This window comes from Neptuniibacter sp. SY11_33, assembly GCF_047778025.1.
GTDB lineage: Bacteria > Pseudomonadota > Gammaproteobacteria > Pseudomonadales > Balneatricaceae > Neptuniibacter.
In genome coordinates, this window is the sequence record NZ_CP180543.1 from 2,153,873 (window position 1) to 2,167,293 (window position 13,421).

Annotated in this window: 14 protein-coding genes; 7 read left to right on the forward strand and 7 right to left on the reverse strand. The window is 42.3% G+C overall.

Annotation, left to right across the window (positions count from 1 at the left end):
- Positions 1-37: 37 nt before the first annotated feature.
- Positions 38-1,948 carry an alkaline phosphatase D family protein gene (locus ACMXYV_RS10215; protein WP_415888396.1) on the reverse strand — a complete coding sequence of 637 codons (1,911 nt, stop codon included), beginning with the start codon at positions 1,946-1,948 and terminating at the stop codon, positions 38-40.
- A 206-nt stretch (positions 1,949-2,154) separates the two neighbouring features.
- Here ACMXYV_RS10215 and ACMXYV_RS10220 point away from each other — a divergent pair, with 206 nt between their 5' ends.
- Positions 2,155-3,114, forward strand: a complete 960-nt coding sequence (locus tag ACMXYV_RS10220; protein WP_415888397.1) for a hypothetical protein — start codon at positions 2,155-2,157, stop codon at positions 3,112-3,114.
- A 19-nt stretch (positions 3,115-3,133) separates the two neighbouring features.
- Here ACMXYV_RS10220 and ACMXYV_RS10225 read toward each other — a convergent pair whose 3' ends face one another.
- Together ACMXYV_RS10225 and ACMXYV_RS10230 are read right to left on the reverse strand one after the other, a co-directional pair.
- On the reverse strand, positions 3,134-3,535 hold the full coding sequence (locus tag ACMXYV_RS10225) for a hypothetical protein (RefSeq protein ID WP_415888398.1): 402 nt from the start codon (positions 3,533-3,535) through the stop codon (positions 3,134-3,136).
- The gene (locus tag ACMXYV_RS10230; protein ID WP_415888399.1) at positions 3,532-4,047 is read right to left on the reverse strand and encodes a hypothetical protein; all 516 of its coding nucleotides are present in this window, start codon (positions 4,045-4,047) and stop codon (positions 3,532-3,534) included. The genes ACMXYV_RS10225 and ACMXYV_RS10230 overlap by 4 nt, the downstream gene beginning before the upstream one ends.
- 83 nt (positions 4,048-4,130) lie before the next feature.
- On the opposite strand from ACMXYV_RS10230, the gene ACMXYV_RS10235 reads away from it, so the two are divergent.
- The 3 genes from ACMXYV_RS10235 to ACMXYV_RS10245 are packed head-to-tail and all read left to right on the forward strand — an operon-like array spanning position 4,131 to position 6,172.
- On the forward strand, positions 4,131-4,922 hold the full coding sequence (locus tag ACMXYV_RS10235; protein ID WP_415888400.1) for a hypothetical protein: 792 nt from the start codon (positions 4,131-4,133) through the stop codon (positions 4,920-4,922).
- Positions 4,923-4,934: 12 nt separating this feature from the next.
- Positions 4,935-5,435 (forward strand): hypothetical protein, encoded by a 501-nt coding sequence (locus ACMXYV_RS10240; protein WP_415888401.1) that lies wholly within the window; start codon positions 4,935-4,937, stop codon positions 5,433-5,435.
- Positions 5,436-5,446: 11 nt separating this feature from the next.
- Positions 5,447-6,172, forward strand: coding sequence for a hypothetical protein (locus tag ACMXYV_RS10245; protein ID WP_415888402.1), 726 nt, complete (start codon positions 5,447-5,449; stop codon positions 6,170-6,172).
- A 21-nt stretch (positions 6,173-6,193) separates the two neighbouring features.
- Here ACMXYV_RS10245 and ACMXYV_RS10250 read toward each other — a convergent pair whose 3' ends face one another.
- Positions 6,194-7,147, reverse strand: coding sequence for a DUF3179 domain-containing protein (locus ACMXYV_RS10250; RefSeq protein ID WP_415888403.1), 954 nt, complete (start codon positions 7,145-7,147; stop codon positions 6,194-6,196).
- Positions 7,148-7,277: 130 nt separating this feature from the next.
- On the opposite strand from ACMXYV_RS10250, the gene hisI reads away from it, so the two are divergent.
- Positions 7,278-7,697, forward strand: a complete 420-nt coding sequence (gene hisI, locus ACMXYV_RS10255; protein WP_415888404.1) for a phosphoribosyl-AMP cyclohydrolase — start codon at positions 7,278-7,280, stop codon at positions 7,695-7,697.
- 67 nt (positions 7,698-7,764) lie between these two features.
- On the opposite strand, the gene ACMXYV_RS10260 is transcribed toward hisI, so the two are convergent.
- Positions 7,765-8,775 carry a rhodanese-related sulfurtransferase gene (locus tag ACMXYV_RS10260; RefSeq protein WP_415888405.1) on the reverse strand — a complete coding sequence of 337 codons (1,011 nt, stop codon included), beginning with the start codon at positions 8,773-8,775 and terminating at the stop codon, positions 7,765-7,767.
- Positions 8,776-9,079: 304 nt separating this feature from the next.
- Here ACMXYV_RS10260 and ACMXYV_RS10265 point away from each other — a divergent pair, with 304 nt between their 5' ends.
- Positions 9,080-10,960 (forward strand): methyl-accepting chemotaxis protein, encoded by a 1,881-nt coding sequence (locus ACMXYV_RS10265; RefSeq protein ID WP_415888406.1) that lies wholly within the window; start codon positions 9,080-9,082, stop codon positions 10,958-10,960.
- Positions 10,961-11,094: 134 nt separating this feature from the next.
- Here ACMXYV_RS10265 and ACMXYV_RS10270 read toward each other — a convergent pair whose 3' ends face one another.
- Both ACMXYV_RS10270 and ACMXYV_RS10275 read right to left on the reverse strand, forming a co-directional pair.
- Positions 11,095-11,520 carry a DUF1761 domain-containing protein gene (locus ACMXYV_RS10270; RefSeq protein WP_415888407.1) on the reverse strand — a complete coding sequence of 142 codons (426 nt, stop codon included), beginning with the start codon at positions 11,518-11,520 and terminating at the stop codon, positions 11,095-11,097.
- Positions 11,521-11,595: 75 nt separating this feature from the next.
- Entirely contained in the window at positions 11,596-12,015 is a 420-nt protein-coding gene (locus ACMXYV_RS10275) for a hypothetical protein (protein WP_415888408.1), read from the reverse strand.
- Positions 12,016-12,534: 519 nt separating this feature from the next.
- Between ACMXYV_RS10275 and purU the strand changes: the two genes are divergently transcribed.
- Entirely contained in the window at positions 12,535-13,392 is an 858-nt protein-coding gene (purU, locus tag ACMXYV_RS10280; protein WP_415888409.1) for a formyltetrahydrofolate deformylase, read from the forward strand.
- The last annotated feature ends 29 nt before the right edge of the window (positions 13,393-13,421 follow it).

Sequence of the window (13,421 nt, forward strand, 5' to 3'; positions counted from 1 at the left end):
AACGGGAGCAATCTATCAAGCATTACTCCCGTTATCGTTAAGAACGCGATTTAGGCTTTCGGTAAGGAAAACTTATATCACCACCTTGGGCCTTGAGCACGGTTACTTTGGTAGGCTCACCCACCTGATTTAACTTAACCAGTCCGACGCCACTACCATTAAATACCCTTTTAGCCGGCATACCTTCTGGGATGCGCGAACGAATCTGCATCCGTCGACGTTTGGTAAACCAGTTAAGCGGCGAGCGACTGCCATAAAGCCAGCGGTTCATTTTATCGAAGAGATTCAACAAAGCATGCGGGAACTCATTCTTTAAGCCACTACAGGTGATTTGCCAGATATCTGGGCTGTTTTTCCGGAAACGAATCTTGATGTCATAAGCAAAGGAGTAATGCACATCACCCGACAAAATCACAAAATTCTGTGGTGTTTTAGGATGACGGAAGATATTGAGGATCACATTGGCAGAACCAGCATGAGCCATCCAGTTTTCGGCATCCACCATCAGTGCATGGCCAAAGTAGGTAAAGATCCGCTGAACTGTCTCGATTATCTTCATACCAAAAATCGGTGCGGGAGAAACCAAAAGTACTGCATCTTCACCAATCAGCTCTTGCTGCAGTTCGGACAGTGCTTCCCAATCCATCAATCCCGAAGGTTTAGCCCCACTACTTTCCGACCACCAGCGACGAGTACGGGTATCCAAAACCACCAATTTAGGTGATGTATTAAGACAGTAACTCCAGGCTTCAAATTCAAGCACCTGAGTAATCAGATCATTCCTAACTTCCCCACCATCTGCAATCGCATCTTGCTGTATCAGCTCCGCCCATTGCTGCGGGAATTTATCAGGGGCATTGCCCCAGCCCTGACACAGCCAATAGCCGAGTAGCGCATTACCGATAATGCTTCTGGAAAACGGATGATTATAAGCCGCTTCTTCCCAACCTCGGGTTAGGTTCCAATCATCGGTAATATCATGATCATCAAAGATCATATAAACAGGAATTTGAGCTAAAGCTCGCTGAACGTTTGGCAAACCGTGAACAAATAGATCGAGCTCTCTTTGTTCATCTAAGTAGCGATCGATATATTTATCTGAAACTTCGCCTGCATTTAGCGAGATATAACGCCAAAGCTGTGGTGACCAGACCAAGAAATACATCGCCAACATCTCAGCCAATGTAATCAGATGATTGTGTGCCGTATCCGCAGTAAATATCGGTTTCTCTGCTCCGGCAAAAAAACGATCAGCCAAATCTTGTCCTGCAGGTGTTTGCGGTAGCAGCTCCTCGCGTTCGTAATAACAATGCTCACTTTTATAAAGTTCGGCGCTGTTCTTTACCGTGGCTCCCTCTATCAGCTCAGGCGCTAAACCGAGTAGATCTATCGTCTGATGTATGGCCGATAGCATTGGCCCTGCGACATCATCCGCATAGATCTGATCACCCGACATCATCAAAAGCGCAGGGCGAGATTCAATATCATCTGTTGAACTTTCTAATACCTGATCGACACGAAGCAATGCATCTTCGGATGCATAATGAGGTTTACGACAAGAACCATGCAGTACCTGATCCAGCTGAGTTTTTAGGGCAAACTTAGGTCGTTCTTCACCTGGGTAGACCAGATGGGGCAACAGGCTTTTAAAATTATGATTTTCTCCCCGAACGTCACACTCAAGATCATAAGAGAACCAAGTATCAGTAGAGAGGGAGTGTTCAGGACAATACTCAATTAAATTGATAAAAGCAGACTTACCCACCTGAATAGATTGATTAATCAAAGCACAATCTATCTGGGCAACAAGTTCCTGTTCCTGATAAAAATGGAAAGAGCCCTTTAAAGGCTCAGAGGTAACCAGCCACAAAGCAACTTGGTCTGGAGTAACTTTGCGCAACAAAGGCCCAGCAATAATAAAAGGAAGATCGATAGTTACGTGACTCATAAACAGTAAAGGCCTAAACAAGAGTAAAAGCTATTCACTTAGTCTATCTAGGCCGTTCATCAACAATCAAATTCTTTAACAAATCTTTGTGAGATAAAGAGCTTTAAGAAATATGCACACTATTATTAAAACACCTAGTTCATACTCATTTCTTATAGGCCGACTAAATTTAAAAATGCTCAAGCATCAAAAAAATGGTGAAAATTATGGTTCGCTTCTTAGGTAGATGCCCATACTGCTACGATACATTTGAAGTTGAAACTGACCAAGCGACAATAGGTCCATTCGAAGTGAAAGCTGCCTGTCCTAGTTGTCATAAAGAGTCTCTTATCATGGATCAAAGCGGTTACTTTTTAGCCCGTCGAGATGAAGAAAGAAACCCTTTTGAGAATACAACAATCATGGACTATGAGACGGAACGTCCTCAACAAACAAACGATCCAACATCCGACGATGAATTTGAAGATATAACGAGTAGCCCCATAATCGGCCTGTTAGCACTATGCGGTGTTTTCATTATAGGGTTAATTATTTACGCATCTATTCCTTTTGTTTTAGGTAAGGAATTTTCCGTAGATTCTCTTATCGACCATTTGACGATTATCAATGCTAGTTGGGAAAAGATAGCGATAGCTGCATTAATCAGCTTCATAGTGGGTTCAATAATTGTTGGTATCACAACCGTAACTATAAAAAATTTTATCCCTTCAAAATTTGAATATGTGTCAATTGGCTTAGCGACCTTGCTCATTCTACCTGTAGCCCCTTCGATATATACAAGGGCTATAACACCATCTGATTGCAGCAATCTTAGCGGACAATATAAATACGATATTCCATATTTTCTTAATCCAAACCCTGATTTTGATATCACTCTTAATCTCGAATCAGGGAAAGGAATTGTTAAAGCCATCAACGTTTCAACTGGTACAGAATCTAAAAGAATCACTTTTTCATGGAGTTACAGCCAAGGTAAGATAAATATAAATAATCTTAGTAGCCCCAAAATTTCAGATTTAAGATTTGATGAACCGGCGTACTACTGCTATCCATCTATAAATGGAGGGTTCATTCTTTCCCCATTTTCCGAGAAAGACTATGAAAAAATGGATAGCGATGATGTTTCTTGGCTCGTAGATGAGCTGTCGTTTAATCGGATTCCTTGATGGCACTGAAAGCTTTTGCCTAATCGTTAAGGCACGTTTGCTGTACAATACTAAAAACCAGCTCAACTATCCCTGAGAAACGTGGCACTTCTGACGTTGGGTCCCAACCATAATGAATCCGGGCTAATACATCAGGACAATCAATCTCTGACAGATTAGAAATATCAGCTACGGCCAACGCTTCTGTAAGCTGCACATAATCATAATATTCGCTCTCTTGGGCAGCTTCATCCAAGCTAAGCAGATTCGCCTCAAAATCCGTTAGATGCTCAAGTTTTTCCTGGAAGGACTTAGCTCCTTCAATTCTAAAAAGAGCTTCTTCCAATAAAACTTCAATCTGATCAGCCTCTGACTGATCTGCGGCTAACTGAAGTGGAAGCAGCATCGATAGCAGTAAAATGATATTTAAGAGTTTCCTCATGATGCAGATCCACATACTAGTTTCATCATCTTTGTCCTTACATAAACGGCCACAAGAACCAAATTCATAGCAACGCCCCCCGAAGCAAAAGCAATGCTTTCAAGATAGAAGCTGAAGAAGTTTGCCGCTATTCCAAGTACAAATAGATTTAATCCCGCAGAGAAAGCCAACATCACCAGAAGAGCTCTATTCCATATGAAGGCCATAAAAGGAGAAAGCAGTAATATCAGTGAGCTAGAAGCGACAATCAATATTGTGACAAAGACACTCACTAACTCCGTTAACTGCATAAGCATATGCAATCCATAGAAAGGCACTCTCTGCTCCCCATCAATAAACACTGATGATTTACCAATTGTTAGCCTCGCAAAATCTGGCTCTGCAGGAAGCATCAACACAGGAGAAGCTAAGAAGTAAAAAAATGCCACAACCGCGAGTAGAGAAGGGATTAATATCAGTATTCGGTTAACTTTCTGGTTCATATATTTCCAAGTAGCGTTAGATAGTTCCATTAAGAACTGCTTCAGCATCAATGATGGAAGATCTATTGCAGGTTAACTATATTGCACTTAATCGGCAAAGCTAAGGGCCAACTATGCTGAAACGCCATATTTTCACATGCTTTCTGTTTATCTTCCCGATATCTGTACAGGCAGATCTAACTGGGCTTTCCAGTATTCTAGACATCCCCAAAGGGACAACCTTTGAACTGACTACTGAATTGGAGGTAAAAGCAAATCGAAACTTTCAAGTGATTGGGAAAGATCACTTATTAGAGAGCTTCAATACGATTCATCAGCCTGGCAACGAGTTCGCTGGAAGGCATTATCGATACCCCAGTTACGATAATTACCTCGCACAATGGCGTAAGAACGCAGACCAAAGCTATCAGGACTGCCTGAACCGACATAGAATCCACTACAACTCTGATTCACACTCAAACGGTAACAACAGCACAATAATCAATCGGGGAGATGGCAGTACCAATATTATTATCAACCAGAGTAAAACAACCTACACCGGAAGTTATCAAGGCCCTCATAGCTGTATACAGCCTCAACATACCCTCGCACTCTTGCTAATAGATCAGGAGAAAGCGGAAGGCGGAGGGATCTTCAAACAGGGTTATAAGTTTCAGATCGATAAACTACGTCACAGGCGACATGGGCACTTCCATTCACTGACACTGTTCTTTGACCACCCAGTAGCAAAGGGTTTGAGGATAGTGTCTACACAACATCCTCAAGATATCTTTGTTTATCAGTTACAACATCAGGCTGCGGGGGATGGCTTTTGGGATAACCTTGGGGCAGCCTTAAATTCGGTACAACATATTGGTGGACAGCTATTTACAATCACTCCACCAAAAAAACACTATTACGAGTAGATAGGGACAGTGATGAAACGAGTTCTAAAACTGATAAGCCTGATAACTATATTCGCATGGACCTCATCAGTTACTGCTATGGATCTTATATTTCAGCACTCAACTGGAGTAACGATCGAAGACGACCCTTTTATCTGCAATCCGATTGAGAGAAATAAGTTTAAAGAGTTTCAAGCAAACCTTGCTAGGCGCTACAACACCAACCTCGAAGATTCCTACTTCGATATCGAATGTAATGACAATGATATTTTAGGAATTGTGATTGAGAGCGCAGCTAGCAGATACAATTTCACCTTTCATCTGGAACTGTATCTGAAAAAGATTAATCAACCTGAACTACTTAGTAGGATGATTATTAATGAAGTTGATACCAGAGACCTGCTAACCAGAATTGATATAGATTTACAGTATTTACCCGCAAGTTTACGAGGTACTGTCGAAGAGAAAAAACTTCTAAAACTGAAACAGAAGTTCACTAAATGGCTCGAAAAATATCCTGTAGCCACAAATTAACAAGATAAACTATGACCGATTACCTCTGCCTCCCGACTCAATTTTTATCAACGGATGAAAGTATTTCTACCACATCTTTATCTGATACCAAGAGCAGGATTTGGTATTGCGCAGAGCTTCCAGAACTGACACAAGAGATCAAAGAAAGTTTGACGTCGGAATATGCCTACGCCGCGTGGGAACTAACTTGTTTAAAAGTTCTACTAGATTTGTTGAAAGTTCCGGCGCCAAAGATGTTTGATGAATGGCCTTCAGAGATAAAGCAACTTTCTGATTTAGCAGTGAAAGTGCAAGATGAATCAGATGACTCACTGGGAGAAGTGCTAGGCTCTATTAAACTCCCAAAGATAACAGAACCAATCGACCTAGCATCTCTTCACCCTATCCAATTAACGCCATCGCAACTCAGTAAACATGAGCAAAAGGCTCTCCTCAAACACGCTAAGAAAATCTGCAAACAGCACCGAGATAAAGGTTCTAAGAAGTATTTTTCAGGGGAACTGAGATCAAACCGCTACAACTATGCGAAAGATATTATAAGGGCCGCTGACTTTAGCTTAGAGTTGGTTGAAGGTATTCCAACTGACTACTTATCAATAGAATCCATAACAAAGAGGCTGCAACAAGGCGAGCATAAATATCTACTGGAATACGAAGATATGGAAGGCTTTGGTATCGGTACCATAAGAAATATAAGTAATTATATCTCTAAATTTGAAAGTAAATTTCCGCCATAAAAAGAGCTTAACGCTTATCAATCACTGAGCTTTATAAACATCTGTGTAGGGGTGGAAGGTATACCAAGCAAACCAAAACGAGTTGACCGCTGGATAAGCTTGACCAGTTTCAGCATCAACAACTTCACCTGTGCGAGATGATGCATTAAAGCGCAGTTTAAACTGCCGGTCATTAAAATCGTCTAGCAGCTCATTATTTGAAATTTTGGATAGTTCGGCAAAGGGGTACGCCTTAAATTTCCCATCAACCTCCACACCCAAAACTCTTTCTTTGGGATGGTATGCTTGGCTCCGGAACTCCACAGGAAAATACAGCACCGGGCTTTCGTCATAACTACCATAAGGACTTTGAGAATAGTCTCTTGAATATCCAGTATTACGACTGAGCACTTCACCATCTGGATAGCGTGTTTTCCACTCTTTCCAAGTCATCTGATTCAACGGTAATTGAGTGAGTTTTTGGCCTTTAAATTTCCCCGTCACGGCCTGACTTTTTAACTGTGACCAGAGAGAATCTGACTGACGATCGTAGAGCAGAACATCACTGTTATATAACAAGCCAGAGACACCAAATGTCAGCGCCTGTCCCTTTATATCGGCGGAAAACGCCATGCCCGTTCCACATAGAGGGCAATAACTGATCACCACCGGCTGACCGCCGAAATTATCATTCACGATCTCATGCCAGTTTAAGATATTAATAGGATATGCACGGGTAATACCGGCTAAGGTCAAACTCAACACCTGTTGATCATCCTGCCAACCGCCAGCTTGCTTCGCCGCTATATATTCAGGCTTATCAATAGAAGGAATGCCATCACGAGCTGGACCGCCCGGTAGTATTTTTTCGGCAGGTATCAGACTTTCGGAAAGATCAAACCCGTTATGTTCTGCAAAAACCGAACAAGACTTAAAACAAACCAAGGTGACGAGTATTGCGATTAGAAAGGCTAAAAGGCTTGTCCGTGAAAACATAGTGCAGTCTCAAAATTCCAGTTACTGGTTTGAGCACAAAAGAGGACAATGATTCAATTTAATTGTCCCGCCCCTTTCAATTCCTTGTGTTATGATGCCCGCAGATTTTACTTGTAGCAGAGAAGCAACAATGAAAAACAGTTTTTACTACGACTTAGAGTCTGGCGCTAAAGGCAGCCAAACCGATCTAAGTGAAGCGCTTGATAACCTTCGCTATAACGAAGACGGTCTGATCCCCGCGATTGCTCAGCAAGCAGAGACTGGCGAAGTGTTAATGATGGCGTGGATGAACCGCCTTTCCATTGAAGAGACATTAAAAACTGGCCAAGTGTGTTATTGGTCTCGTTCACGCCAAAGCTACTGGCGTAAAGGCGAAAGCTCAGGCCACGTACAAAAGCTAGTTGAGATGCGCATCGATTGTGATGGCGATACGCTGTTATGCCTAGTGAATCAGTCGGGTCCGGCTTGCCATACAGAACGTTCTAACTGTTTCTTCCACGCTGTAAAAGAAGACAAGATTGAGATCATTTCTGAACCTTGCTGCAAATAAGCAATTTCAGACAGATATAAAAAAACCATGCCTGAGCATGGTTTTTTTTAGTTTTAAGCAAGGCTGATTAGCCTTTAGAGCGCTCTTTTTGCGCAACACGATAAGCGGCTTTGGCATCACGATGCGCTTGAACAGCATCTTGTACATCAGAACCTAGGTGAGATTCTCCACGTTCTTTCGCCAATTGCACTTGATGTTCACGCTCACGGAAACGTTGCTTCTGTGAAGCACTCATTTTATCAATACAGTGCACACAGCTCACACCCTTCTCGTAAGAATCGAGCTGCTTTTCCTCTTCGGTAATTGGCATACGGCACGCGTGACACTGATCGTATTCGCCAACTTCCAGACCATGTTTAACAGACACGCGACCATCGAAAACAAAGCAATCGCCTTTCCACATCGAGTCTTCTTCATCTATCTCTTCAAGGTACTTCAGAATACCGCCTTCTAGGTGATAAACCTCATCAAAGCCCTGCTCTTTCAAATAGGCCGTGGATTTTTCACAACGAATACCGCCAGTACAGAACATCGCCACTTTCTTGTTCTTTTCTGGATCAAGATTTTCAGCAACATACTGAGGGAACTCACGAAACGTCTTGGTCTCTGGATCAATCGCATTTTCAAATGTACCGATCGCCACTTCGTAGTCATTACGTGTATCAACCAAAACCACATCAGGATCAGAAATTAGCGCATTCCAATCTTTTGGTTTTACGTAGGTACCCACTACTTTTTTAGGGTCGATACCTTCAACCCCCATAGTCACAATCTCTTTTTTCAGCTTAACTTTGGTACGCATAAAAGGATTGCTGGTATCGAACGACTCTTTGTATTCGATAGGGTTCAGACGGTCGTCTTGTTGCAACCACGCGAGCACTGTATCAATAGCTTCACGGCTTCCCGCAATCGTGCCGTTGATACCTTCATTGGCTAACAATAAGGTGCCGCGCACGCCTACTTTTTGCATACACTCGAACAGCGGCTCTCTTAATGCTTCAAAGTTTTCCAGCGTGACGAATTTATAAAGAGCACAAACAACCGTTTGCTCTCCAGAATTTTGGGGTAAATCAGACATACAAACTCCGCTAATTGGGACGTAAACCCAACGCAAAATATAAAGCCCCAGCCAGTTTGACTGAGGCGACAAAAATTTATCTGCACAACAGCAGATCTTGGGCGCAGATACTACCACAAAAACCAAGCGTTTAACTCAAGTACCTTGCATATTCTCCTTGCTAAACACTCAACATTTTCTTAATCCGAAATTTCCTTCCAAATATCTGGTCTAGAATAACTAGTTATCAACGCAGGGAAATTGCCCTGCCTAGCTATTCGTAATCTGGTCATAAACTTGAAGTCTCGTCTTTGAGGTTAACTGTATGAAAGTTTCACACAAGGTAGCCCTACTCGCTTCCACTGTTGTTGTCCTAACCTTTGCCATCTATTCATGGATTCAATACAGCAGTGTCAGAGATGCTCTGTATGAAAAAACAGAGCAAAGTACCCAAGAAGCCACCTTGGTCCTGAGCTATCAGATAACCAACTGGCTCAACGCCAAATTAAAACTGATCGATATGATGGCGGAGAGCATCAACGCAGACTTTTCTCAAGAAACTATACAAGCCACCTTTGATAACCCCATCCTCAAAAAAGAGTTTATTTTGATTTTTGGTGGGTTAGATACCGACGGTAAAAAGATAACCAATGATCCAGAATGGAACCCTACCGGCTGGGATGCAAGAAAACGCCCTTGGTACCCTTATGCCAAACAAAATGACCGAGCGGTATTAACCGATCCTTATGCCGATGCTGCCAGTGGCGAAATCCTTATCTCAGCCGTGGCTAACTTCTACGATAACCGTCAATTCAAAGGAGCGTTTGGTGGCGATCTAAGTTTGAAAACTGTATCCGATGCACTGAACACCCTTAACTTCAACAACACCGGTTATGCATTCCTGCTCAACGCTAACGGTAATATCATCAGCCACCCCAACGCTGATATGAATGGCAAATCCATAAACGAGTTATTCGATGGTGATACCCCTGGCTTTAGCAATGAACTAGCCGAATCATCCGTTAACGGCGATACCGTTTTTGTTTCTTTTAGTAAGCTAGAAGGTCTTCAAGGTAGCCAATGGCTAATAGGTGTAGTTTTAGATAAAGGCCTTGTAATGGCTGAAGCCAATCAAATTGGTATTACGGCACTGATCGCAACCATCATCAGCGCACTGATCTGTAGTGGCGCTTTGTATATGACCGTATCTAAACAGCTACTACCGCTCGAAAATTTACGTAGTTCTCTAGTCGAGATAAACAGTGGTGACGGCGATCTGACAAAACGCTTAGAAGTAAACACTAAAGATGAATTTGGTCAGGTCTCCACCGATTTTAATCAATTTATCAGTTACCTACAGGATTTGATTATTCGGGTAAAACAGATATCCTCAGATGTACGAACTAACAGCGACGATACTTTCACCTCTGCATCCACTGCTGCAAATGAGCTAGAAAAACAGTTATTTGAACTCGATCAGTTAGCAACAGCAATGCACCAAATGTCCGCCACTGCACAAGACGTAGCAACCAATGCACAGCATGCTGCCGACTCCGCCCAACGTGCGGACTCAGCTGCGAGTGATGGTGTTGCAGTTGTTTCAAAAACTACAGAATCGATTAGCCACTTAGCGGGAGATATGGAAAACATCGTTAATACCGTCAACGAGCTAGCTAATTACAGTAACAATATCGAATCGATCTTAACCGTAATTACCGAAATAGCAGATCAAACCAACCTACTCGCCCTAAACGCAGCAATCGAGGCAGCCCGCGCCGGTGATAAAGGCCGAGGCTTTGCAGTAGTTGCCGACGAAGTCCGCGCCCTCGCCTCCAGAACACAACAATCGACTGAAGAGATTAAAGATATGATTCAGCAGCTTCAGTCTGGGGTAAGAAAAGCAGAAACAACCATCACACAAAGTCGCGAACTCGCCGCTCAAACCCAAAACGTTGCCAGTGAAGCCGATACCGTTCTCAATACTATCCGCGACAATATCCAAGAAATTAACCAAATGACGGTACAGATCGCTACGGCAGCAGAACAACAAAGTGCCACTTCAGAAGAGATCAACCGCAATACCACCAACATCCGAGACCTGAGCCAATCAGTGGCTAACAACGCGAAAGAACAGGAATCAAACTGCCATCAAATGACAGACCTGACGCGTAAGCAGGATGCAGAACTTGGGAAGTTTAAGGTTTAGGGGCAGGACGCTGCTGCGCAGCTAGAGATCGGCTTCGCCTTTTAGGACGCTTCGCTAGAGGACGCCGCTACGCGGCTAGAGGAAAAACTTCTAGGTGCAGATTGTAGGGTGCAATAGCGAAGCGTATTGCACCGTTAAGTGAAAATACCAATGATTAAACCAATGAGAGCAAGTTCAGCAATGCTATGTGCTGAATTGATTAATGTAAGTTTTGAAGGGGTACGTGCAAAGCCATTGTAATAACCTAGTGATGTGACAGTAAATACAGCTGCAATTACGGCCCCAAAAGCAGCCCCGCTGAGAACACCTGATATATTGGTTGCCGACATAAGCAAAGCGATTAATATGGTTTTGATTAGTCCTGAAACCAAGGAGATAGCAAAAACTCCACCAAGACCTTCGGTATTATCGGCTTCCTCTTTAGTCAGACCTAAAGCTTTTGCCCACGCTTCACCAAAAACTGCCCAGTGGTACCAAACAAAACCAAGCACGTAGCTTGTAATCGTTGCGATTGCTACAGCTATATAGTTTAGGCTTTGTAACTCTTCGATAAGAATCATATATTTCCCTAGCTTTATTTCTTAAATGGGCTAACGCTTAGTCTAGTGAAATGAGCGCACCGACGAAAATAACAGCTATTTTTTAGGTCGCCTTTCTGCAAGCACATTATTTATGTGCTCTGAAATCTCTTTAGCTTGTGCGCCAGTCACTGGCATCATATGCGCTCGGCCATCAAGACATTTTATATGGACCCCTTTTATAAAATTGAGGGTAAATGTAAAGCTATGTGAAATCGTATTCCATGGTACATCGTATTGCCGAAACAAGTTGTGATAAGAAACTCCCTCTTCACCTACTGATACCCAAATTCTTTTGGGTATGAGACCAAAAATAAATACCAACATTGCAGTAAAGAGTACGACAGATAAGACTATGGCCAGAATATCTCCTTTAACAGCAATTGGATAAAAAATTAATTCCAAAACAACAATTAGAAAAATAAAGAAAACATCCTGTTTATAATCATTTTTAAAATAACGCTTTTGATTATCCATAAACCTACCTACTGTTTATATATACGGGGCAGTATCTATACCCTAATTTCATTTGATTTATACAGATGTAACGAATTGAAAAGGAAGGATTAATTCTAAAAAGTGGAAGCACCTTCCGTGACAAACCGCGCATACGCTATATCAATTGATATACATACCTATACCCATGCCAGACGTCCATCTGTCTGTTTTATAAGTACTTTTAACTTAGCACTGAGTGTAAAGCAAGCATCAACCATACCTAATAAGCTTTTTTAAACAACAGCTTAATCACCTCAATAGAAACACTCAGTACAAGTAACCATCCTCAGAGACCAGTTATCCAATAGATAATTAGCTTAAAAACTTCCCGATCCGGCACAGCTAAATATAAAAAGCCATTAAAGGACTTTGCTCCCTCTACTGAATAAAGGAGCTGATTATGCCTTCATAACAGCCTCCATTCTTATGCCTTGTTGTTATCTATGGCACAAAAAAAGATCGTCTAAACTTAATGATTATCTGATGAAGGAGAGTGAAATGACTGGCAGCTCATGGATACTCGCGGCAAGCTGCCCCAGCGAACTGGGTACTGTCGATGCTGTGACGGGTTTTCTGTACGAGAATGAACACTATATAGAAGAACTTCACTCCTTTGATGACAAGAGAAGTCAGCGTTTTTTTATCCGGGCATGTTTTAGAACCAATAGCCACTTTGATAAGAACACATTCAGCCAACGCTTTTCTATCCGAGCTGAAAAGTTTGATATGCAATGGGAGTTACAGCCTAGTGATTACAAACCTAGAGTCGTTATTCTGGTATCGAAATTTGATCACTGCCTCAATGACCTGCTCTACAAAAAGCAGATTGGTCAGTTAAACATAGATATACCCGCTATCATTTCTAACCATCCCGACCTGAAAGATCTAGCAGATTGGAATCAAATCCCTTATCACCACCTTCCTATTACTCCAGAAAGCAAACAGCAGCAGGAACAACAACTCTGGAAATTAGTTGAAGACACAAACGCCGATCTCGTAGTTTTAGCCCGATATATGCAAGTGCTTTCTGATGAACTCTGTCAAAAACTGGAAGGCTGGGCGATCAATATCCATCACTCACTCCTACCCGGCTTTAAAGGTGCAAAACCCTATCATCAGGCTTATGAAAAAGGCGTTAAAACAGTGGGGGCTACCGCACACTATATCAATGCTGATCTCGATGAAGGCCCTATAATTGCACAAGGAATAGAACCTGTTGACCATACCTACTATCCAGAAGATCTGATAGCTAAAGGAAGAGATATAGAACGCATCACACTCTCTCGAGCGGTGAAATACCATATTGAGAAACGGGTATTTCTCAATGGTAATAGGACGGTGGTTTTTAAGAAATAGGACGCTACTTCGCAGCTAGAGATCGGCTT

Bases quoted from the DNA above. Each gene is read 5' to 3' on its own strand.
- ACMXYV_RS10265 (WP_415888406.1), top strand. From the start codon at position 9,080: ATGAAAGTTTCACACAAGGTAGCCCTACTCGCTTCCACTGTTGTTGTC.
- ACMXYV_RS10225 (WP_415888398.1), bottom strand. From the start codon at position 3,535: ATGAGGAAACTCTTAAATATCATTTTACTGCTATCGATGCTGCTTCCA.
- ACMXYV_RS10235 (WP_415888400.1), top strand. From the start codon at position 4,131: ATGCTGAAACGCCATATTTTCACATGCTTTCTGTTTATCTTCCCGATA.
- ACMXYV_RS10220 (WP_415888397.1), top strand. From the start codon at position 2,155: ATGGTTCGCTTCTTAGGTAGATGCCCATACTGCTACGATACATTTGAA.
- ACMXYV_RS10270 (WP_415888407.1), bottom strand. From the start codon at position 11,520: ATGATTCTTATCGAAGAGTTACAAAGCCTAAACTATATAGCTGTAGCA.
- ACMXYV_RS10260 (WP_415888405.1), bottom strand. From the start codon at position 8,775: ATGTCTGATTTACCCCAAAATTCTGGAGAGCAAACGGTTGTTTGTGCT.
- ACMXYV_RS10245 (WP_415888402.1), top strand. From the start codon at position 5,447: ATGACCGATTACCTCTGCCTCCCGACTCAATTTTTATCAACGGATGAA.
- ACMXYV_RS10215 (WP_415888396.1), bottom strand. From the start codon at position 1,948: ATGAGTCACGTAACTATCGATCTTCCTTTTATTATTGCTGGGCCTTTG.
- purU (WP_415888409.1), top strand. From the start codon at position 12,535: ATGACTGGCAGCTCATGGATACTCGCGGCAAGCTGCCCCAGCGAACTG.
- ACMXYV_RS10240 (WP_415888401.1), top strand. From the start codon at position 4,935: ATGAAACGAGTTCTAAAACTGATAAGCCTGATAACTATATTCGCATGG.
- ACMXYV_RS10275 (WP_415888408.1), bottom strand. From the start codon at position 12,015: ATGGATAATCAAAAGCGTTATTTTAAAAATGATTATAAACAGGATGTT.
- ACMXYV_RS10230 (WP_415888399.1), bottom strand. From the start codon at position 4,047: ATGGAACTATCTAACGCTACTTGGAAATATATGAACCAGAAAGTTAAC.
- ACMXYV_RS10250 (WP_415888403.1), bottom strand. From the start codon at position 7,147: ATGTTTTCACGGACAAGCCTTTTAGCCTTTCTAATCGCAATACTCGTC.
- hisI (WP_415888404.1), top strand. From the start codon at position 7,278: ATGAAAAACAGTTTTTACTACGACTTAGAGTCTGGCGCTAAAGGCAGC.